The 21,516-nt window shown below is 69.9% G+C and carries 17 protein-coding genes; 7 read left to right on the top strand and 10 right to left on the bottom strand.

Annotation, left to right across the window (positions count from 1 at the left end; genetic code table 11):
• Positions 1-4: 4 nt before the first annotated feature.
• Positions 5-1,594 (bottom strand): kelch repeat-containing protein, encoded by a 1,590-nt coding sequence (locus tag F0U60_RS19685; protein WP_395822233.1) that lies wholly within the window; start codon positions 1,592-1,594, stop codon positions 5-7.
• Between the two features lie 114 nt (positions 1,595-1,708).
• Between F0U60_RS19685 and F0U60_RS19680 the strand changes: the two genes are divergently transcribed.
• From F0U60_RS19680 to F0U60_RS19670, 3 genes are all read left to right on the top strand, one after another.
• Positions 1,709-3,250 (top strand): ATP-binding protein, encoded by a 1,542-nt coding sequence (locus tag F0U60_RS19680; RefSeq protein ID WP_395822231.1) that lies wholly within the window; start codon positions 1,709-1,711, stop codon positions 3,248-3,250.
• Positions 3,247-4,551 carry a M16 family metallopeptidase gene (locus F0U60_RS19675; RefSeq protein WP_395822229.1) on the top strand — a complete coding sequence of 435 codons (1,305 nt, stop codon included), beginning with the start codon at positions 3,247-3,249 and terminating at the stop codon, positions 4,549-4,551. The genes F0U60_RS19680 and F0U60_RS19675 overlap by 4 nt, the downstream gene beginning before the upstream one ends.
• A gap of 165 nt (positions 4,552-4,716) precedes the next feature.
• Complete coding sequence (locus tag F0U60_RS19670) at positions 4,717-5,322, top strand: DUF2378 family protein (RefSeq protein WP_395822227.1); 606 nt, start codon at positions 4,717-4,719, stop codon at positions 5,320-5,322.
• A gap of 5 nt (positions 5,323-5,327) precedes the next feature.
• On the opposite strand, the gene rd is transcribed toward F0U60_RS19670, so the two are convergent.
• Both rd and F0U60_RS19660 read right to left on the bottom strand, forming a co-directional pair.
• Positions 5,328-5,495, bottom strand: a complete 168-nt coding sequence (rd, locus tag F0U60_RS19665) for a rubredoxin (RefSeq protein WP_395822225.1) — start codon at positions 5,493-5,495, stop codon at positions 5,328-5,330.
• A 3-nt stretch (positions 5,496-5,498) separates the two neighbouring features.
• Complete coding sequence (locus F0U60_RS19660; RefSeq protein ID WP_395822223.1) at positions 5,499-6,305, bottom strand: SDR family NAD(P)-dependent oxidoreductase; 807 nt, start codon at positions 6,303-6,305, stop codon at positions 5,499-5,501.
• Positions 6,306-6,383: 78 nt separating this feature from the next.
• Between F0U60_RS19660 and F0U60_RS19655 the strand changes: the two genes are divergently transcribed.
• Positions 6,384-7,346: a class I SAM-dependent DNA methyltransferase gene (locus tag F0U60_RS19655; RefSeq protein ID WP_395822221.1), complete on the top strand. Its 963-nt coding sequence runs from the start codon at positions 6,384-6,386 to the stop codon at positions 7,344-7,346.
• Between the two features lie 14 nt (positions 7,347-7,360).
• Here the strand turns inward: F0U60_RS19655 and F0U60_RS19650 are convergent, their stop codons facing one another.
• Entirely contained in the window at positions 7,361-8,683 is a 1,323-nt protein-coding gene (locus F0U60_RS19650) for a tetratricopeptide repeat protein (protein WP_395822218.1), read from the bottom strand.
• A gap of 40 nt (positions 8,684-8,723) precedes the next feature.
• Here F0U60_RS19650 and F0U60_RS19645 point away from each other — a divergent pair, with 40 nt between their 5' ends.
• On the top strand, positions 8,724-9,059 hold the full coding sequence (locus F0U60_RS19645) for a hypothetical protein (RefSeq protein WP_395822216.1): 336 nt from the start codon (positions 8,724-8,726) through the stop codon (positions 9,057-9,059).
• On the opposite strand, the gene F0U60_RS19640 is transcribed toward F0U60_RS19645, so the two are convergent.
• From F0U60_RS19640 to F0U60_RS19615, 6 genes are all read right to left on the bottom strand, one after another.
• Positions 9,056-10,378 carry a sensor histidine kinase gene (locus F0U60_RS19640; RefSeq protein WP_395822214.1) on the bottom strand — a complete coding sequence of 441 codons (1,323 nt, stop codon included), beginning with the start codon at positions 10,376-10,378 and terminating at the stop codon, positions 9,056-9,058. The two genes, F0U60_RS19645 and F0U60_RS19640, sit on opposite strands and share 4 nt — an antisense overlap.
• Positions 10,379-10,468: 90 nt before the next feature.
• Positions 10,469-11,062: a zf-TFIIB domain-containing protein gene (locus F0U60_RS19635; protein WP_395822212.1), complete on the bottom strand. Its 594-nt coding sequence runs from the start codon at positions 11,060-11,062 to the stop codon at positions 10,469-10,471.
• An 11-nt stretch (positions 11,063-11,073) separates the two neighbouring features.
• Positions 11,074-12,576 (bottom strand): DUF4388 domain-containing protein, encoded by a 1,503-nt coding sequence (locus F0U60_RS19630; protein WP_395822210.1) that lies wholly within the window; start codon positions 12,574-12,576, stop codon positions 11,074-11,076.
• A gap of 15 nt (positions 12,577-12,591) precedes the next feature.
• The gene (locus F0U60_RS19625) at positions 12,592-14,442 is read right to left on the bottom strand and encodes a response regulator (RefSeq protein ID WP_395822208.1); all 1,851 of its coding nucleotides are present in this window, start codon (positions 14,440-14,442) and stop codon (positions 12,592-12,594) included.
• 37 nt (positions 14,443-14,479) lie between these two features.
• Positions 14,480-15,334 (bottom strand): diaminopimelate epimerase, encoded by an 855-nt coding sequence (gene dapF / locus F0U60_RS19620; protein WP_395822206.1) that lies wholly within the window; start codon positions 15,332-15,334, stop codon positions 14,480-14,482.
• A 15-nt stretch (positions 15,335-15,349) separates the two neighbouring features.
• Positions 15,350-19,864 carry a methyltransferase domain-containing protein gene (locus tag F0U60_RS19615; RefSeq protein WP_395822204.1) on the bottom strand — a complete coding sequence of 1,505 codons (4,515 nt, stop codon included), beginning with the start codon at positions 19,862-19,864 and terminating at the stop codon, positions 15,350-15,352.
• 101 nt (positions 19,865-19,965) lie between these two features.
• Here F0U60_RS19615 and F0U60_RS19610 point away from each other — a divergent pair, with 101 nt between their 5' ends.
• The gene (locus F0U60_RS19610) at positions 19,966-20,847 is read left to right on the top strand and encodes an IF-2 protein (RefSeq protein WP_395822202.1); all 882 of its coding nucleotides are present in this window, start codon (positions 19,966-19,968) and stop codon (positions 20,845-20,847) included.
• 97 nt (positions 20,848-20,944) lie between these two features.
• Positions 20,945-21,514, top strand: coding sequence for an MmcQ/YjbR family DNA-binding protein (locus F0U60_RS19605; protein ID WP_395822200.1), 570 nt, complete (start codon positions 20,945-20,947; stop codon positions 21,512-21,514).
• Positions 21,515-21,516: the final 2 nt, after the last annotated feature.

Raw genomic sequence — 21,516 nt, 5'->3', positions numbered from 1 at the left:
GGGTTCAGTCCAGGGGTACCGGCGTGTAGATGACCACGTCACCCAGCGTCGTCCGCCGGGCCCCGTTGTCCTCCAGACCGCCCACGACAAGCACCGAGCCATCCTCGAGGACCGTGCACGAGTGCTGGTGACGCGCCTGCGCCAGCGGCATCAACCCGAGCAGCGCCGTCGGGCCACCGTCCTTCCCCGGAACGAGCAGCTCCACGTGCGAGTCGCTCACGGGTCCGCTCGCGGTGGACTGGAGCCCGCCGAGGGTCATCACCCGTCCATCCGGCAGCGCCACCGCACACAGGTCGCTCCGGGCGAACACCTGGGGCCCCGCCGTCACCTGAGAAGCGGAACCCGGGGAGACGACCTCCGAGGTCGGCAGGAAGCGCACGCCCAGCACGTCCTCCAGGGAGCCCGACGCAACAGGCGAGTCGTGGCCGCCCACGTACAGCAGTCGCTCCGGCCCGTCGAACGACACGAGCGACGCGTCGCGACGGGGCTCCCGCAGCCGCGCGCCCTCGCCCACCAGCACGAAGGAGCCACCCTCGTACGAGAAGAACAGCACCTCCGGCCTCAGTTCCGTCCCATCCGAGCCGCCCACCACGGCGATGCGCTGGCCGTTCTGCACCGGCATCACCCCCATGCCCACTCGGGGCACCGGCGTGCTCACGGAGAACACCTGGCCCGAGCTGGTGTCATAGCCCTCGGCCTCCGACACCACCGCGCCCCCTGCCCCCACGCCTCCGACGAGCAGCACCCTGCCACCTGCGTCCACTGCCGCACCGTGGTGGCTGCGTGCCGCCTTCAACGCCACTTCCGTAGACGACCCCTGCGCAACATCCAGCACCCGGGCGTTGCCCACGGGCAGCGTTCCCTCCACCGACTTCACCTCGCCACCCGCCAGCAGCACCTTGCCTCCCGGCAGCCGCGTCGCGGTGTGGAACGCTCGCGGAGAACCCAGCGCCGGCACCTGCTCCAGCGTGCCCGTCACCGGGTCGAACAGCTCCGCCGAGGCGAGTGTGGCGTCGTCTTCCAGCGCATCGACCTGGAAGCCACCCACCACCAGCACCCGGCCGTCCTCCAGCAGCGTCGCGGTGTGCCCCGCTCGGGGGTCCGCGAGCGCCACGCACCCTGCTTTCGCCCCGCCTGGTCGCACGTACTCGTCCACCCGACGCACGGCGACGCGGACCGTCGGACGGCTCGCGTCCGCCGACTCCGGCACCTCGAAGGAATGCGAGCGCCCCACGGACACCACGCGGCCTCCCGCGCGAGGCAGATCCGTGTAACCGCGCACCTCCAGCACGCGCCCCGGACCGGAGGGGACGGCCGGCAGCTCCGCCGTGCCTCGATCCACCGGGACATAGCGCTCCACGGGCTCCATCCCTGCCCCCGTGACGCGGAAGCGCAGGTAGTTCACCCCGTCCAGCGCGGGCGTCCCAGAGCACGCCTGGGTGAGGAGCTCCGCCTCGTAGCGCGCCTCTCGCGGCCCGCAGCCAGAGACGAGCCCCAGCGCGACCACCCACGCCTTCCAACCTGGCGACCGGGCCCAGCCCTGTCCGATGCCCCTCCTGACGGGCGAGGTCCACCCGTGAATACTCCGCCCCATGGCGTTCCCCTTTTGCGGTTTCCGGCCACGGCGCAGGCAAAGATGGCTTGCGCTCGGACCGTCGCGAGCGTAGCGATGCCCTCTGGCTGTGGTCAACGCGGCCCCTGTTCCTGAATGAAGCTCTCGCTCGCCACCCGCATATTCCTCGGCTACGCGGTGGTGCTCGTCACCTTCGGCGCGGTGTCCCTGTTCAGCGTGGCCGAGCTCCACCGCAACCGGCTGGAGATCCGCCTGGTGAGCCAGGGCTACCTGCAGCTCTCCCAGGACGCGGCCACGCTCGAGTCCTTCCACACCAACCAGGAGAAAGACACCGAGCGGCTGCTCGAGGAGGGCAGCGTGGAGACGCGGCGGGCCCTCATCCGGCTGGCGCGGCTGTACTTCCCTTCCCTCATGGCCGAGCGACTCCAGGCGGCACAGGCCCGAGCCCGCGAGGTGCGCGCCCTGGCTCCCTCCGGAGAGGTGCACTTCGTCCAGGATCTGGAGTCGCGCATCGGCGAGCTCTCCAAGCGCTACCAGGCCTACGGACGTGCGGCGGAGGCCGTCTTCACGGTCCTCTCCGACGAGACACCCGCTCCGGAGGCCGTGTCCCGCGCCACCACCGAGCTGCGCCAGCAGGAGACCTCCATCGGCCGCGACATCCGCTTCCTTCGCGCCGCTCTCAACAACCGCATCCGCGAGCGCGTGGACGGGGCCGAGGATCGCGAACGGCGCACGGGCCTGGCCATCATCACCCTGTCCGTGTTGGCCATCGGTGTGGGGCTGGGCGCCACCGCCTGGTCCGCTCGCACGCTGCGCCCGGTGCGCACCCTCATCGAGGGCGTGTCGCGCATCGGCCGCGGCGACTACAGCGCGCAGCTCGGTGTGCGCGGTGAGGACGAGGTGGCGGTGCTCGCCCGCGAGTTCGACGCCATGGCCCGCTCGCTCCAGGCGCGCGAGGCCCAGCTCAAGGCCCAGGCCGAGGCCCTCATGCGCGCCGAGCAGCTCGCCGCCGTGGGCCGCATCTCCGCCCAGGTGGCCCACGAGGTGCGCAACCCCCTGTCCTCCATCGGCCTCAACGTGGAGCTGATGCAGGACGCCTTCGAGCGCGCCACCTTCGAGTCCCCGGTGGACGCCCGCGAGGCGCGCGAGCTGCTCGCCGCCGTCACCCGCGAGGTGGATCGACTCACCGAGGTGACGGAGCAGTACCTGCGCATGGCCCGCCCGCCCCGGCCCAGCCTCGAGCCCACGGACGTCACCGACGTGCTGGCCAGCGTGCTGGACTTCTCTCGCGAGGAGCTGGAGCGCGCCCACGTGGAGGTGGTGCGCGAGCTCTCCCCGGACACCCCGCGGGCCCTCGCCGACGAGGGCCAGCTACGCCAGGTGTTCCTCAACCTGCTGCGCAACGCCCGCGAGGCCATGCCCGACGGAGGCCGTCTCACCATCGCCACGCGCGTCCACGACCACGAGCTGGAGGTTGCCCTTCAGGACACCGGGCGCGGCATGAGCGAGGCCGAGCGCTCACGCATCTTCGAACCTTTCTTCACCACCAAGGAAGACGGCACGGGCCTGGGGCTCGCCGTCTGCCAGCAGATCCTCAAGGCCCACGGCGGCGCGCTCTCCTGTCAGAGCGAGCCCGGCCGGGGCACCACCTTTTCTGTCAGGCTTCCCCGCGCATGAGCTTCACCTACCACCGCGACGTCCTGCCCAATGGCCTGCGCGTCGTCACCGTCGAGACCCCCCACCTGCACACCGCCCTGCTCGCGGTGTACGTGCGCACCGGCAGCCGCCACGAGACGGCCGCCAACAACGGTGTCAGCCACTTCCTCGAGCACCTCTTCTTCCGAGGCACCGAGGGCTGGCCGGACACCATCAAGATGAACACCGCCGTGGAGGAGGCGGGCGGCAACCTCAACGGCGTCACCACGCGCGACCACGGCTACTACTACACCCCGCTGCACCCGGCGCACCTGGACGTGGGCCTGGCTGTCCTCGGGGACATGCTCACCCGCCCCAAGCTCACCGACATGGAGGTGGAGCGCAGCATCATCCTCGAGGAGATGCTCGACGAGGTGGACGAGAAGGGCCGGGACATCGACATCGACAACCTGTCCAAGCGCATCCTCTTCCCCGAGCACTCGCTGGCCTTCAAGATCGCCGGCACGCGCGAGTCCGTCTCGGCGCTCACCCACGCGCAGGTGCTCGAGCACTTCGCGCGCCACTACGTCACCGGCAACCTGGTGGTGACGGCCGCGGGCCGGGTGAAGCACGAGGAGGTGCTCGCGATGGTGGAGCGGCATTTCGCCCGGCTGCCCCAGGGCCCCGAGAGCATCGACGTCCCGCCGCCCCCCACGCCCGCAGGTCCCCTCCTCCACGTCGTCACCCACGACGAGGCCCAGACGGAGTTCCGCCTGAGCTTCCGCACCGTCCCCGAGCACCACGAGGACTGGCCCGCCCTGCAGCTGCTGCGGCGCTTCCTCGATGACGGGCTGTCCTCGCGGCTGCCCTTTGAGATCGTCGAGAAGCGCGGGCTCGCCTATTCGGTGCATGCCTCACTGGAGGCCTTCCACGACGCGGGCATCTTCGAGATCGAAGCCGCGAGCGCCCCGGATCGGGCCTCGCTGGTAGTGGCGGAGATGTTCCGGGTGCTGGGCGAGCTGTGCAACAAGGAGGTGGGCGAGGAGGAGCTGACGCGCGCCAAGCGGCGACACCGGATGCTGCTCGAGTTCGCGCAGGACTCGCCGGGCGAGCTGGCCGGCTGGTTCGGCGGCACGGAGCTGTTCCGCCGCCCGGAGTCCTTCGGCCGGCGCGCGGACATGGTGGACGCCGCCACTGCCGCCCACGTGCGCGATGTGGCCCGGCGCTACTTCGCTCGGGAGAACCTCACCGTGGTGGCCGTAGGCCAGCGCAAGGGCGTCAAGGCCCTGGAGAAGGTCGTGGAGACCGCTGAGGGGTTGCCCGCCTCAGATTCTCATAAGTAGAAAAGTCTCACTGTCGCCCTCCGAGAGGCCCTCGAAAATCCCACTCCAGGGGTCACTTCGGAGCGTCAACTCGCTGGAGAAGGTGTGGTAGAGGCCTCGGACCAAGGGGCACTCCAGCACGGAGCGCCCCTGCCCCAGGTTCCCCTTCGTCCCAGGGATGCTCCGATGACGACAGCAGCCGCGAACTCGAAGGAACCCGTCATCTTCAGTCAGGTGGTGGAGGCGCTCTTCAAGCACGCCATCAAGGAGCGGCTCGACGAGAGCACCCGGCGACGGCTCAAGACGATCGGCATCGACCTGGACCATCCCTTCCTGGTCGCCTACTCCATCCCAACCTGGTTCGCCGCCCTCCGCGTGTGCGCCGAGGTCCTCTATCCGGACCTCCCCAGTGAGCAGGCCCGCTATCGGATCGGTCGACTGGTGGTGGATGGCTACGGGCAAACCACGATGGGCAAGGCCGTGTTCGCGATGCTCCGGATGCTCGGCTGGGAGCGCTCGCTGACGCGGATCTCCCGCGGACTCCAGTCGGGGACCAACTTCCTCTCGGCGCGGACCCGCTTCCTGGAAAACGGCGCCCTCGAGGTCACCTTCGAGGTCATGCCCGAGTTCCACGCCGCCCTCGGCGCTCAGCAGGGCATCGACCCGTACTTCATGAACGGCACCATGGACGGGATGATGGCACTGGTCGGCGCGCCGTTCGAGGGCGGCAAGCTGCAGCCCATCGAGCCAGGCTCCCAGCACGTCGTCTACGTGCTGCGTCGCAGGGTCTGAGCCGGCTACTCGTCGAGCGGCTCGAAGTCCGCCTTGGTCGCCCCGCACTGGGGGCAGTACCAGTCCTCGGGAATCTGCTCGAAGGGCGTCCCCGGAGCGATGCCCGAGTCCGGATCGCCCTGGGCCGGATCGTAGATGTACTCACACATTTTGCAGCGGTAGCGCTTGTTCATGGATCAGGTCTCGCTCGCGTTGAGGTATCGGGTGAGGCGTAGCTTCAGGCCCAGTGGGGCGAAAGGCACGAACCAGGTGCCCAGGAGGTTGACGAGCCCAGGCACCACCACCGCCTTGCCTCGCTTCATAGCCCGATAGCCGGATTCCGCCACCTGTCGCGCATCTCCGCTCCCAAGAGGCCCGCTGAAGAGCCGGGGCCGCTGGTGCTCCGCCGCCCGCGCGGCGAACTCCGTCTCGGTGTACCCCGGGCACAGGGCCGTCACCGTCACGCCCCGGCCACGCAGCTCCTCGTGCAGCGCGGTGGAGAAGGACAGCACGTACGCCTTGGTGGCGTAGTACACGGACATGAGCGGCCCGGGTTGGAAGGCCGCCGTCGACGCCACGTTGAGCACGTACCCACGCTTGCGCGCCACCATGCCCGGAACGAGCTCGCGGGTGAGCGCGGTGAGCGCCCGGATGTTGAGATCGAGCATCCCCAGCTGGCCCTCGGCGGGCAGTTCCTCGAAAGGTCCGGCCAGACCGAAGCCGGCGTTGTTCACCAGCACCTCGATATCAAGTCGGCGCTCCTTCACCTCGCGCACCACGGTGGCCACACCCTCGGGCACGCCGAGGTCCGCGCCCACCACCACCGAGGGTGTCCCGTGAGCCTGCTGGAGCTGGTCCGCCAGCGCCCGCATGGGCTCGGTGCGCCGGGCCACCAACACCAAGGCGTACCCCTCACGCGCCAGGAGCATCGCCAGCTCCCGACCGATACCGCTGGAAGCCCCCGTCACCACCGCGTACTTGCGCGCCTGCTCGATGCTGTCCATGACACCACGCTTCCAAGGGAGCGTACGTGGCGTCAATGGCCTTGTGGATCTCACGGGGTGTACCCTGTGCCTCACTCCATGAAGCCCTCCCCCATTGATTGGCGTGCGCGCCTGGAAGCCTGTGGATTCGAAGGGGCGCAGTTCGTGCCCCCCACGTACGGCGCACACGTGCTGTGGTCCAGGAGGGAGATCCTGGCGGCCGAGGCGGCACTGAACGAGCAGCTCGAGCAGCAACCGGAGGACAAGGACGCCCTGAAGATGTTGATCTCCCTCCTCCGGGAGAGCGGGAGGGCCCACGAGGAGGCGCCCCTGCGCCGTCGGCTCCACGAGCGGCGCTGCCGTGACATGGGGGTCCCCCAGGAGGCGCTGGACACAGCCATCGCCTACCTGGAAGCAGCCGAGACCGGGAGCACGCCACCGGAGCGCTCGGCCGAGGCCTATGTCACCGCGCTGTTCGACGTCTACGCGCCAAGCTTCGATGACAGCCTGCGGGGCTTCCTCGCCTACCGCGCGCCCGAGCGGCTGATGGACGCGGTGCGCGTGGCGGTGGGTGAGCGACGGGAGCTCGACGTGCTCGACCTGGGCTGCGGCACGGGGCTGGCGGGTCCACTCCTGCGCCCCTTCGCCCGTCGCCTGGAGGGGATCGATCTCTCGACGGGCATGCTGGCCAAGGCGCGCGAGCGTGGTGTCTACGACGTGCTGCGGGCCGGGGAGCTCACCGCGGAGCTTGGCGTCTCCCGGGCCCACCACGATCTGATCGTCGCCGTGGATGTGCTCGTCTACATCGGGGCACTGGAGCTGCTCTTCGAGCGCGCGGCCCAAAGGCTCACGCCCGGTGGCCTGTTCGCGTTCACCGTGGAGAAGGGAACCGAGCCGGGGTACCGGCTCCTGCCGAGTGCACGCTATGCGCACCACCTCGACTACGTGCGCAGCTGCGCCAGCGCGGCGGGCCTGCGTCCGGTGGTGGAGCGCGAGGAGACCTTGCGCAGGCAGGCGGGTCAGCCCGTCATCGGCCACGTGGTGGTGTTGACCGGGAGCTGAGCCGCCCGCGACGCTCAGCGCCGCCCACCGCGGATGATGATGGGCCCAGACGCCTTTTTCCGGGGCAGTGCCTTCTTCAGCTCCTTCTGAATGTCCAGGTACTGGATATTGGTCGCGTCCTGCTTGAGCGCCTCGCCGATGAGCTTCAAGCCCTGCTCGGGCTTCATTCGGGTCTGCGCGTACAGGTCGGCGAGCGCCACCTTCTCCTCCAGCGAGGCCTCGCCCACGCCGACGAGCCGCTCCAAGGTGGCCATGGCCTCCTCCCGCTCACCGGCCTGCTGCTGCAAGCGCCACATCCGCGAGAGCGCCGGTGCAAAGCGGGGGTTGCCGTTGAGCGCGTAGCCGAAGTCCTCCTTCGCGCGCTTGAGGTCGCCCTGAGACTCCTGCACGCGGCCCCGCACGTACAGGGCACGAGCAGAGTCTGGCTGCACCTTCAGCGCCTGCTCCACCTTCGACAAGGCCTCGGTCTTGTGCCCCAGCGCCAGCTTCGTCTCGGCGAGCCGGGAGATGAGGTCCGCGTTCTGCGGGTAGAGCGCCACCGCCTTGGTGAGCAGCGCCTCCGCGTCCGCGTGGCGCTCGAGCGTGGTGAGCACCCGCGCCCGCACCGAGACGAGCTCCGGGTTCGTGGCGTCCTCGCCCTGCACCTGCGCCAGGTCCTGCTCGGCGTACTCCGCATAGCCGCTCTGGAGGAAGTAGCGGGCGCGCAGCACTCGCGCCGAAACGAGCCCTGGCTGCTCCTCCAGGAGTCGATCCATCAGCTTCGCGGCGAGCACCTCGTCGCCCTTGGCCAGGAGGATCTCCGCCTCCACCACCTTCGCGTTCACGTCGTCCGGACGCTCTTGCTGGATGCGCTCCAGTGTCTTGAAGGCGGCCTCGTGCTGGCCTTCCATCGTCTGCAGGTGGGCCAGCTTGAAGACGTCCGCGTCCCTGAGCTGATCCGTGTCGCGCAGTTCCACCAGGAGACCGATGGCCTCGCGGATGCGCCCGTCATGCTCGTAGCGCTCGGCCAGCTTGCGCTTGATGTCGGGGGCCTCGGCGGGGTTGAGGGCCATGGCCTGCTTGAGGGCCAGGATGGCCGCGCCTGTGTTGCCTGCCCGACGCTGGGCCTCGGCGAGCTCGATGAGCGGCTCGGTGCTGTCGGGCATCAGGCCCGCGGCCTCCGTGAAGGCTTTCGCGGCCAGCTCAGGCTGCCCACTGGTCATGAGGCTACGACCCTCGTCCAGCTTCGCCTGAATCTTCTTCTCCCGGCTCTGGACCGAGATCGTCTCGGGGTCCTTGCAGGCAAGCGGGAGCAACAATGGCAGGGCCCAGAGCGGGCGGAGAAGTTTCAAATGCATCGCTGAGATGGAGGGTACCGGATGTTATCCTGCGCCGTCGATGGACCCATTTGTGAGGCGCCTCGTGGAGAGGCTCCATGACCCAGCGCGACCCCTCTCGCGCAACCGGCACTTCCACACGTTCGACACCCCTGAGGGTCGGATGGCGCTGAAGGTGTATCGGCGGCTGAACAGCATCCACAAGGACATCCTCGCCTGTGTGCAGGAGGGCCGGCGCGCCCGCCTCTTCCGCCACGTCAATGACGAGGGCGAGCACCGCATCGAGCTCCACTTCGAGCGGATCGCCGGACGCCGCGTGTCCCACCTGAAGGCCGCCGAGCTGGAATTGCTCGCCCAGCTGCCGGGAGTGCGCGACGCGCTCGAAGGGGACCTCTAGGCCCCAGACTTCCTCGGCTCATGGCCCGGCTCATGGATGGGCAGCTCGATGCGCAGGCGGGCTCCCCCCTCCGGACGGTTCTCCGCGATGAGCGAGCCACCGAAGCGCTCCACCAGCTCGCGGGAGATGGACAGGCCCAGGCCCGTCCCCTTCTCCGGGCCCTTGGTGGTGAAGAAGCTCTCGAAGAGGCGCGGAAGGACCTGCGGCGGGAAACCCGGGCCGTTGTCCTCCACCAGCAGCACCACACGCTTGCCCAGCACCTCGCCTCGAACCCGGACCTCCCCTTGAGGCACACGCGCCTCCTCCAGGGCGTCACTGGCATTGACGAGCAGGTTGAGCAGCACCTGCGCGAGCCGCCGGGGCGTGATGAACACCTGGGGCAGCTCCGCGGGCACCTCCACCTTCAGCGTGCCCACGCTCTTGAGCCGGATCGACGCCAGGCGCGCCGCGTCCTGCACCACCTCTCCCAATGAGCAGACGCGCGCCTCCTCCGCGTCCATGCTGTGGGAGAAGCCCTTCAGATCCGTGACGATCTGCTGGATGCGCTCCATGCCCGCGCGAGTCTCGGCGAACACCTCCTCCAGCTCCTGACGGAGCTCGGCGGACAGCGGCTGGGCGAGCACCTCCGTCTCGACGAAGTGGATGTTGGCGCGGACGAAGGCCAGCGGGTTGTTGATCTCATGCATCACGCTGGCGGCCAGGCGGCCCACGGTGGCCAGCCGCTCGGACTGGGTGCGCTTGAGCTCGGCCCTGGCGAGCTTCTCCAACGTCTCGCGGCGGGCCCGCTCCAGGCGGGACTCGTTCTGCGCCGCCGCGGCCTTGCGGAACTGGTTCGAGCCGAAGACCCCAAAGAACGTGGCCGACCCGAGGATGGACAACCACCCCGCGGCCTGGGCGAAGGAGGCCGTCCCCATTGGCACCTGCGCCATTATGACCAGCGCGCACCCGATACCGCAGGCCACGGCCGAGCCCGACTCCTCGGGATAGGTGAAGGCCGTCAGCAGCGGCAGGGTAGGCACGAGGTGGACGTACGGGCTCTCAAGCCCCCCCGTGGTGTAGACGAGGGCCAGATAGAAAAAGCTGCCCAGCGCGCAATGGCCCAGGATGAGCAAGCGCCGCTGCTTCTCGGAGGCGTGCTCGAACAGCAGGGCCAGGGCCACCAGCTCCACGGCCCAGGAGGCTCGCGCCAGGAACGCGTCCAAGCGCAAGGAAGGCAAGGTGAACACGTCGAGCAGGGTCAGCAGCGGGAGGACCGCGGCGAAGACCAGGGACTTCCTGCCCGGGGTCGTGCTCACTTTGTCGAGGAGGGGGAGCCTCACGTGACGTTCCCGTGCCATCCTAATGCGAGCGGGAGGCCCGCGTCAGGCCGCGCAAGTCTACCCCTGTACGGGCCGCACTTCCTTTTATTCTCAGCGACCCTGGGCGCGGCGCTTCATACAGGCGCGACAGGCCAACCCGTCCCGCAGCGCCTGTCCCTCACGCAGGGACTTGCGCTGGCCACATTCGATGCACTCGAAGGTGCCCGCCCTCTCGGTGGGCGGCTCGTCCTCCAGGGAGATCTGCACGCTGGGGAGCTCGTGCTCCTCGTGAGCCGGCATGGGAGGCGGAGGCGGGGGGGCGGCAGCCGGACGTGGCGTGCCCGCGGGCTTGGGCAGGCCGGAGCGCGCAGGGGAGCGGCTGGGCTCCCGGACTCCGAGCTGCTCCAGCTCCCCGGCATCGAGGAACATGCCATGGCACGCCGAGCACACCTCGACGGCAACGTTGGAGGGGAGCACCGCGGGGGTCATGAGAATCCGACACTCCACGCAGTTTCGGACCGTCAGTCCGCCGATGAGCTGGTGCCAGGCAGAGGCGCCGAAGGCCTTCTGGATGCGTCCGCGCCCGCCCCAGCATCCCCCGCACTTGGGGCAGCGCTCCAGCTCGAGCCCCGTACCCGAGGGCGTCCGCACGCTGAAGGCCTGGAGGGAGTGAGCACAGCCGGGGCACTTGCTCTCGGAAATCATGGGCGAGGATCCTACCCGACAGTGGCGGGAGCCCGCGGAGCCTGCGCCTGGGGCACACCGGGCAGCACGGGTGCCGGGTTGAGGGCCAGGATGAGCAGGCTGCGCAGCGCCTCCGAGAGATCCTCACCCACGCTGGTGGCGCCCGCAGGTGCCCCCTGGAGTGCCGCGGGGACGGGGTGACCCACCACCACCACCGGCATGCGGATGTCCCACGCCAGGAAGTGCGCCAGCCGCACCGCCACTTCCGAGGTGTCGAAGAGGAGCGCGCCCAGTGCCCCCGTGCTGAACGGCCGCCACAACGGCCTCGCCGCCTCGGCTGGAGGAAGTACGCAGAAGTCCAGGTGCAGCAGCTCGCTCAGGTCCAGCCGCCCCAAGGTCCCGAAGCCGCTCTTCACGGCCGGAGGTTCAGCGGCCACGGCAGCGATGTCGGGAAGCTGGGTCAGCAGCCGCCGCGCCACGGCCGGGCCGCTGCCGCAGACGAAGAGCTTGGCGGTCGCCTCGCGCGAGGGACCCCGGCCCCGGAGGATGCGCCCGCGCAGTGCGTGCAGCTCGGCGGGTCCCAGCAGCGGACCGGTCCCCTCCTCCCGATCGCCCTCGGACATGCGGGCCACGCCCTTCTGGAGGAGCGTGTGCAGCACGCCCACCACCTCCAGGTCCGTGGCTGGCGCCAGGTCGAGCACCTCGCCGAGCGCTCGCGGCTGGCGCAACAATTCCACCACCTGCGCCGTCACCGGGTGCTGGTCCTGCGTCAGATCCGCCTCGGGCGCGAGCACCAACCGGGTGTTACGCGCCGGCAGCCCTGGCAGCAGCCGGTTCACCTCGTCCGCCTGCCGCATTGCCTCCAGCAGGGCGTCATCCACGGCGCGCTGAATGCGGGGCTTGCCGCCCGCGTTGCCCGGAGAGAAGGTGAAGGAGCCCTCGGTCCACACCAGCAGCCGGAAGAGGGCCTTCTCTCCCTCGGCCCGGCCCACGCGCGCGTTCACCGGGCGGCCCTCCACCACGACGATCTCCCCGCGCTCGTTGCCCCGCTCCAGCGTCAGCTTCCCGCTGCGCTTGTTCATCCCGAGGATCTGCATCAGGTCCGGGATGCTCAGCTGGCTGAGCGAGCCTTCGATCTCCTGGACATCGGTCTTGAGATCCTTCGCCGCCTCGTTGCGGCGGAAGACGTGCTCGATGCGGGAGAGCACCTCGTCGATGTTGAAGGGCTTGCGCAGGAAGCCGTCGCGCAGGCCGCGCAGCTTGTCCGCCTCGAACTGGCCGGTGGAGACCACCACCGGGATGTCATCCGTGCGCGGGTTGGTGCGCAGGATGTTGATGAAGGTGCGCGCGTCCAGCATCCGGCACGCCTCATCGAAGAGGATGAGGTCCGGGTGGCGCAGCACCGCGACTTCCAGGGCCCGCGAGCCGTCCGGCGCGTAGTGCACCTGGTAGCCTCGGGTGCGCAGGGCACGCGAGAGCGGGCGGACCGACTCGAGGTCGGGATCGGCGATGAGGATCTTTCGCACCTGGGCCACGCTCGCTCCTCTGGATCAGTACGGCTGCAGGTCGTACTCGGACTGCAACCGGGTGATGAGCCCATCCACCACGGCGGTGTCCGACGAGTGGAACCCCCAGGTGGCGCCGAGCCCCCGGCGCTGGATGAGCGCGTAGGCCGCGTTCTCCGAGAGCCAGAGGATGAACTCGTGCCGGCCCATGCGCTCGTCCCCCTCCAGGAAGACGGGCGTGAGCGCCGGGTGCGACTCCATGTCCGCGCGCCGCCCCAACAAGTAGACGCGCGAGCTCATGTCGGGAGGGGCCGATTCCAGCCCCAGCGCGATGGGCAGGTCCGCCTTGATTTCGGGGCTGCCCACGTACAACAACCCGCGCGAGCTCGGATCGCGCATCAGCTCGCGGGCGATCTCCGCCTGCAGCTCGTCGAAGAGGACGTCGCTCACCTTGCCGCGGCGCGAGGGCTCCGCGCCCTCCTCCACCGGGAGCTTGGGACTGGAGGCGTTGCCGAGCAGCAGATCCACCTCGTCCCAGAAGGGCAGCGTGTCCAGCATCAGCTTGCGCTGGAGCGAGCAGCGTCGCTCGTCCATGCGCCGGCGGCAGCGGTGCACCAGCTCGTCGAAGTCCTCGCCGTCCTTGGGGAAGGTGCTCGCCCCTCCCACCAGCGCCAGCGGCAGGCGGGCCTCCACCTCCTGCGCCTCCGGCTCCTCGCGCACGGCGGCCAGGGCGCGGCGCACGAACATCATCGCGCCGAAGAAGTCCGTCTCCGGCAGGAGCAGGTAGAACTCCTGATCACTCGCCTTGGCGATGACGTCCGAGTCGCGGACGATGCGCGAGAACGCCTTGATGATGCCGCGCACCGCGAGCTTCGCGTCCGCCGCCCCCAGGCGCATGCGCACCATGGGCAGGTTGTCCACGCTGAACGTCAGCAGCGAGAACGTCCGCCCGTAGCGCCGAGCCTTGTAGATCTCCTTGGAGGCGTAGTCAGTGAAGTAGCTGAGGTTGTAGGCGGCGGTGTCCCGATCCCGGAGCCCCAGCCGCTGCAGCGCCAGCATCCGGCGGCCGTTCTTGACGCCCACCGCCGCCGAGTCGCCGAGGATCTTCGCGTAGCGCACGTGCTCGGTGCGAAAGTCACCGGAGAGCGGATCCGAGAGCTGCGCCATGCCCATGATCTCCCCGCTGATCACAAAGGGGACGTAGAGCACGGGCGAGCGCTCGTCACGGGCGATCCACGGCATGGCCTCGCGCAGGCGGTTGCCGAGTGGCCCTTCCGGGCTCATGCGCTCGGCGAGGAACTGCCTGTCGAGCAGGCCGCGGTAGGCGCGCAGGACGAGGTGCCCCCGGTCATCGGAGATCCACAGGGCGGCGCTCTGGGCATCGCAGACGGCGGCGAGCTCGGCGGCCACACGCTCCTGGAGCCACTCGAGATCCGGCTGGGAGAGGAACTCCAGGCAGCGCTGGTGGAGGTTCTGGTAGCGGGCGAACTCGAGGTTCTCCGTCTGGAGCTGGCTGCGCTCGCGGCGCAGTTGCGCGCGCTCCATGGCCCGCTCCACGGAGAGCAACACGTCCGTCTCGTCGACGGGCTTGGTGAGGACCACGGCCACGTCGGCGCTCAGCGCCATGGCCGAGCCCCTCACGTCCGTGCGCTGGGTGACGAGGATGATCTCCTGGTCGGGATCCCGCTCACGCAGCCTGGCGGTGAGGGCGAAGCCATCCATCTCGGGCATCACCACGTCGGTGATGACCACGTCGAAGGCTTCGCGCGCCACCTCTTCCAGGGCCCGGGCGGCGCTCTCCACCGCGACGACGCGATAACCCCTCCGGGTGAGCATGTCGGAGGCGAGCTGCCGGAAGAAGTTGTCGTCGTCGACGACGAGGATGGGACCAGCCACGGCGGTGGACTCGGCGGGGGGAGGTGGACGGCAGAGGTTACCGGCCCGGGAGATCCGGAACAACGCCCGTGAAGACGAAGGACACGGGACCACGGAGACGGACGTCCGACAGGTCCGAGGGCACCCGGATGTGCAGGTCCCCGCCCGGCAGGGTGACGCGCAGCCAGGCATCGGCTGGGAGCCGCTTGGCGATCACCGCCGCCGCGGCCGCCGCGCAGGCGCCCGTGCCGCAGGCCTCGGTGAGACCACAGCCCCGCTCCCACACCACGACGGTCAGGCCGTCCTTGTCCACCCGGACGAACTCGACGTTGGTGCGCTCCGGGAAGCCGGGGTGCCGCTCCAGCTCGGGGCCCAGGCGGCTGGCGTCCCCGAGGGGCTGGTCGAGCAGCACGAGGTGCGGGTTGCCCATGCTGATGGCATGGCCGCGCAGCCCCGAGTGGCCGGGCACGGGCGCGTCGAGGAACGGCTGGCCGCTGGCACCCGAGGGCAGGTTGGAAGCCACGAGCCGGGCGGGCCCCATGGAGATCTCCACCTCGGCGACACCGTCCACGCCGTAAACGGGCGTGCACGAGAGGAGCCCTGCACCCGTCTCGACCTCGATGCGCTCGGGCTTCTCACCGGAGTGGTCCACCAGGTACTTCACCGCGCAGCGCAGACCGTTGCCGCACATCTCCGCGATGCTGCCATCGGCGTTGTGCACCACCATCCGCGCCATTCCGGTCTGCGACGGCAGCAAGCTGAGGACTCCGTCCGCGCCCACGCCCCGGCGCCGGTCGCACACCCAGCGCGAGAACTCCGCATCGATATCCGTGCCGGATTGACGGCAATCCAGCACGATGAAGTCGTTGCCGAGGCCGTGATACTTGAAGAAGAACTCTGCCGTTGTGCTCATGCTCGTGATCTGACTTCAGCCCTGCTCGTCGGGTTTCGGGTTCGGCGTGGACGCGGGGGCTGAAGCGGATGTGCCCCCCTTCGGGCGGCGAAGCAACTCATTCTTCACCGCGTTCAGCTCCGCGTTGGCGCGCGCGTAGATGTCCTGGACAGTATCGGCTCCCTTGCGAGCCGCCATGCGCTTGAGCGGAGCCAGCTCGGCCTCCTTGGCCTCCAAGAGGCGCTTCTGCTCCGCCAAGGCCGCATCGCGCTCGGCCACGGTGGCCTGGAGAGCCTCGATCTCCCCCTGCAGCCGCTCCACTTCCTCGGACATCTCCAAGATCGCCTCGGAGTCCGACACCGGCTTACGTGTCTCGAGTTGCTTGATCTTCTCGCGCAGTCCAGCACGTTCTGTTTCGAGTGTCTGGAGACGGGCAGTCAGCGCCTCGACGGCCTGCTGCTGCTTCGTCTTCTCCGCGCGCTCGGCATCGAGGAACTTCACCGCCTCGGCGGAGGCCGCCTCCAGTGCTGTCACCCGGCCTTCCAGTCGGATGCGCGCCGCGCGAGCCACCGTGAGGTCCGAGTTGAGCCGCTCGCGCTCGGACATGAGCGTGCCCTTCTCTGCCTCGAGCTTCGCGAACTGCTCCTGCACTGCTTGCGTGGAGCTCTCCCGGGCCTGCGCTCGCCGCTCCGCATCCTCCACCTGGGCCTGCAACTCGGCGAGCTTCGCCTCCGTGGACGCCTCGCGCTCCCGGGTTTGACGCTCCGTCTCCTCCGCCTGGGCCTCCAGCTCGGCCAGCTTGGACAGGATGGACGCCTCGCGCTCCCGGGTCAGGCGCTCCGTCTCCTCCGCTTGGAGCTCCAGCTCGGACTGCATTGCCTTCGCTGCCTCCAGCTCGGCGCGCGCCTCCGCGAGTCGGGACTCGAGCTCGCCCGCCGAACGCGCCACCACCGTGACCCGCTCCCGCTCCGCCTGGCCCGCGGCAAGCGCCTGCACCAGCTCGGCGCGAAGGGTCTCCAGATCGGCGCGGGTGGTTTCCAGCTCAGCACGTGCCGTCTCCAGCTCCGTCCGGGCTGACCCGAGCGCCACGCGCTCCTCCTGAAGGGCCGACTCGAGCGAGGGCGCCTTGCCCGCGATGCGCCGCGCGGATTCGAGCTGCACGGTGAGCAGCTCCATCTGCTCGTGCTCGGAGGTGAGCCGGGCCTTGGCTTCGGACAGCTCCTTCTGGAGGTGCGCGATGTGGGCGTCCCGATCCCTCAAGCCCTGGTGGGCCTGCTGAATCACCATGGAGGCCTGCTGCGCCTGGAACCGAGCGGCATCGAGCTGCGCCACCTGGGCGCGTAGCGCCGCCAGCTCCTGATCCTTCTTCGCGAGCTCGTCCTGGAGGCCCTCCAGCTCCACCCGGACTTCCACCGCGTCGCGCTTGCGGGCCTCGCGCTCGGAGGTGATGGCTTCCTCGCGGGCCCGAAGCTCTTCGACCAGCCGCTTCTGCTCCGCCAGGGAAGCGCCGAGCTCCGTCCCCTCACGCCGGGCCGCCTCCAGCTCCGCGCGCAATGCCGAGGACTCCTGCCGAGCCGCCTCCAGTGCCTCAATCTGGGCCTGCTCGCGCTCGTCCGCCCCAGCTCGAGCGGACTCCAGATCCGCGCGAGCCTCGGACAGCGACTGCTCCAGCTCCGCGCGTGCGGTGCGCTCGGATTCCAGCTCCTGTTGCAAGGACTCCGTCTCGGCACGGGCCTCGGCGAGCGAAACCTCCAGCGCCGAAAGCGTCCCCTGCGTCTCCGCCAGCGTCGAGCGCAGCTCCGCGAGCCCGCTCTCCACCTCGGCGCGAGCCCGCTGCTCTGTCTCGAGCGCGGCACGCACCTGGGACAGCAGCGCATCCGCCTCCTGGCGCTCCGCCGTGAACAACTCCTCGGCCTCGGCCCGCTGCTGCCGCTCGGCGTCGAGCTCCGTCCGGAGGGCCGCCAGCGATTCCTCGGAGAGGGCTCGGCCCTCGCGCTCCGTTTCCAGCTCGGCACGAACCGCCGCCAGCGACTCCTCGGCCTCGGCGCGCTGCTTCCGCTCGGTGTCGAGCTCAGCGCGAACCTGGACAAAGGACTCTTCCGAGGCCCCGTGTGCCTGCTGCGCGGACTCCAGCGCGGACTCGAGCTGGGTGACACGTTGCCGCTCGGCCTCCAGCGCCGCCCGGGCCCGCTTCAGCACTTCTTCCGCGTGGAGCCGCTGCTGACGCTCATCATCGAGCTCGGACCGGGTACGCGACCCTTCCTCGTTCGACTCGATGCGCAGTTGCCGCTCGGTTTCGAGTCCGGCGCGAGTGTGCGAGAGCTCTTCCCGGGCCGCCTCCAGCCGCTTCTGCTCCGCCGCGAGCTCGGCCTGAGCCCGAGCCACGGCTTCCTCCAGCCGAACCCTCCCCTGCCGCTCGAACTCGAGCTCGGCCAGGGCCTGCTCACGCTCCTCGTCGGCAGTCGCCCGAGCCTGTTGCTCCGCTGCGATGGAGCCCTGCGTCGCCTTCAGTGCCGCGTCGAGCCGGGAGATGGACTCCACGTCCGAGGCCCGCACCCGCTCCAGCTCCGTCAGCAGGGCCTCCACTTCCACCACGCGCCGGCGCAGGGCACCACGCTCGTCGGCCCACTGCTGTTGCTGTGCCTCCAGCTCGGCGAGGGCCCGCGCGGCGTCCTCACGCGCACCGGCCTCCACCGCCACCTGATTCTCAAGCCCCTCGGCGCGGAGCTCCTGGGCCTCGCGCGCGGCACGCTCCCGCGCGAACTCGGCCTCGGCCTTCTCCGCCCTCGCCCGCTCCACCGCGACCGCCTGCGCCAGCCGCTCCTCGGCGCGCCGACGCTCCTCGTCGATGGACTCCTCCAGCTCCACCGCGGCGCGGACCCGCTCCTCCTCCATCGAAGCCAGGCGCCCCTGGAGCTCGTGCAGGGACTGCTCGAGCTGGGCCGCCATCGCCCGAGCGTTGGCCTCGGCGCGAGAGCGGGCGTCCACCTCTGCCGTGAGCTGCTCCACGGTGGCTCGCGCCGCCGTCAGCTCTGTATCCAACCCACGCCACTCGGCCTCGCGAGCGGTGAGGCGCAGCTCCGCGTCTCGCCGGGCAGCCTCCGCGGCCGACACGCGCCGGACACCGTCCTCCACCTCGCGCGTCAGGCGCGCCAGGTCCGCGTCTTGGAGGCGCAGCGATTTTTCCGAGGCCTCACGCGCGCTCTCGGCACGGGCCACGTCCGACTTGAGCAGCTCCACCGCGGCGAGCGCCGTCGAGTACTGCTCGGCGATGCGCAGCTCCCGCTCGCGGGCAGCCTCCACCTGTCGCCGCAGCTCCTCGGACTGCTCCCGCGCGCGCTCGGAGGAGAGCCTGTCCTTCTCGCGCTCAACACGCAGAGCGGCCAGCTCGTCCTGCAGCTCGCGCAGCTGGGTGTACGCCTGGGTGAGGCGCTCGCGAGACTCCTCCAGGGAGGTGTTCAGCTCCTCGCGGCGGGCACGCTCCAGCCGCAACGTCTCCTGAGCACCCAGGGCCTGGACATCCGCCTCCTTCCGGGCGCGCTCCGCGGCCTCCAGCTCCAGCCGCTGCTGGGTGAGGCGCCGGTCCGCGTCCGTCACGCGCTCCAGGGCCACCTGCAACTCCAGCTCGGTGCGGCGCAGGCGGGAGGACAGCTCATCGCGCTCGCGGGCGGCCTCGGGGGTACCGCGCGCCTGCTCCAACTGCGCGGTGAGCCGGGCCACGTCGTTGCGAGCGACCTCCAGCGAGGGCTTGAGCTGGGCGAGCTCCGTCTCGCGATCCGTCAGCTCCGCGCGCAGCCGGGTGAGGGACTCCTTGAGGCGTCCGGTGCGCTCCTCCCACCCCTTGGCGCGCTGGGCCACCTCGTCCAGCTTCCCGCGGGTGAAGGCGAGCGGCTCGGGAGGCAGCTGCACCCAGGTGGGGTCCACGATGCGGGCGGGCTCCTGGCCGGCCACCACCACGAAGTAGGCCGCCTCACCGCCGTGGATGAGGGTGCCATCCACCTGGAGGCCATCCCCCTTCTCGAAGGCGAGCTGATAGCCCAGCACGGGAGACTGGGTGGCCACCTCCACCTGGGCGAAGTGCGGCGAGAGCGCGTCGAGCAACTGCCCATACGTGGGCGGCACCCCCTCCTCCACCTCCATGAGCTGCCAGAGGGCGAGGCCCGCCGTGTTGCGCAGGCCGCCGATGAGGTAACCCTGCCGGCTCACGAGCCGCGCCAGCTCGGCGAGCAGCGTGGGCGCGCGCACATAGGGGGCCAGGTCCGCCACCAGCACCAGATCGAAGCTGCCGGGCTCGAGGTCGTCGTAGACGTTGGCGCGGTAGCGCAGCGTGGCGCTGCCGTGGGCCTTCTGGGCCGCCTCGACCGCCTTGAGGTCCGCATCACACGCCACGACGGTGCGGGCGCCACGCTCCAGGAGGAAGCGCGCGCTCTCGCCGCCGGTGGTGGCAACGGCGTCGATCTCCAACACGCGTCGGCGTGCGAAGAGGCCCTCCGCGAAAATGTACCGGGGCAACAGCTCGCTGGTCCCCAGGCGGCGGAATGTGGGATGCATGAGGTCGGACAGCCGAGTATAGCCCTGGGGACGGTTGTCCCAAGGAAAGGACCGGGGCCGGGAAATCGCCTCCCCGCCCGGACGTCTGGGGAGCAAGCGATATGAATCCCATGATGAACCCTCAACAGAATCGGCCGAGCTTCGGTCGCCGGGCCACGAGCGCCTTCACGCGCCTGCTCGTCACCCTCCTCATCCTCGGTCTGGGAGGGGCGGTGGCCTTCTTGCTGTCTCAACTGAACGCCCGGACCTTCACCCTGACCTTGGAAAACGGGCAATTGGTGGTGATGAAGGGGCGGCTGCTACCTACGGGGGCGGTGCCCTACCGGCCCGGGGACGCGCGACTGGTGGACACCTATGCCCCCATCGCCGTGGAAGGCCGGGACGTCTCGTCCCTGCTGGAGCAGAAGTTCACCGAGCGGGATGAGCTGGACCGGGCCCTCTTTCCGGTGTTGGAGGGGCTTGCCCGCCCCAAGGTGCAGTCGGACAACTCGGAACTCCTGGAAAAAGGGCTTTACTACCTGCGGCGCGCGGAGCTCCTCTCCGGGCTGACGGAGGAGCAGCGTCGCACGCTGGAGACGATGAAGGCGGATGTGGCCTTCTTCCAGGCGAGGCAGAAGCTGGAGGAGGCGCGGCGAGACGTAACGGAGGCGCTGACGCAGTTGAAGCTGGCGGCGGAGAGCCGGAACCGGAACACGCAGCGGGCCAACCAACTGCTCTCCACGGTAGGCCCGGCGGCGCAGGCGCTGGAGAAGGCGCTGCGGGCCGCGGATGCGAGCTTCGGCGAGTCCAGCGACGCCTCGACGCCGCCCGAGACGCCCATTCCCCCGCCGGCCGCACAGGGGCAACAGCCGGCGCCGACGCAACAGGCACCGGGGAGCACGACGACACCTGCTGCGCCCTCGCAGGGAATGCGGACCACCGATAGCGAGACGCAGCAGCGCCCCACCGGGACGGAGCAGCCCGGGACGGGCCCGACGCGCTGAGCAACTGTCGAGCACACTGAGCGTGGAGGGGGACGGGGGCGCGCTTCATCCGCGCCACCGTGCGGTATACGTGTGGGCCCACGAGGAGACGTGCCCCATGACGATGACCCCTGTTCCCCCCGAGATGAAGAGACTCGTGCCATTCGAAATGGCCTTGCGCGAGGTGGGCATGCGCTACCCCGAGGTCACCGAGGACTTCCCGTGGGGCCACCGGACGCTGAAGGTGAAGGGCAAGGCCTTCGTCTTCATGGGAGTCAGCGCCGAGGGCTTCTTCATGTCCGTCAAGCTGCCGCAGTCGAATGGAGCGGCGCTGATGCTGCCCTTCGCGCAGCCGACCGGGTACGGCCTGGGCAAGAGCGGCTGGGTCAGCGTCAACTTCGGTGCGCGCGACACGCCCCCGGTGGAGTTGCTGAGCAAGTGGCTCGACGAGAGCTACCGCGCGGTGGCGCCCAAGAAGCTCGTGGCGCAGCTCAGCGGCGAGGCAGGAGAGACAACGGCTGCGCCCGCCAAGGCCCGGAGCGCCCCGGCCCGGAAGCCCGCGACGGCCGCGGCGAAGAAGACGGCAGCGAAGAAGCCCGCCGCGAAGAAGCCCGCCGCGAAGAAGGCCGCCCCCCAGAAGAAGGCGGCAAAGAAGACGGTAGCCAGCAAGCAGCTCCTGCGCACCTGAGG

The organism is Archangium minus (genome assembly GCF_044360475.1).
Lineage (GTDB): Bacteria > Myxococcota > Myxococcia > Myxococcales > Myxococcaceae > Archangium > Archangium minus.
The sequence above is the reverse complement of the archived record's forward strand: the minus strand, read 5'-3'. Positions and strand labels throughout refer to the sequence as shown.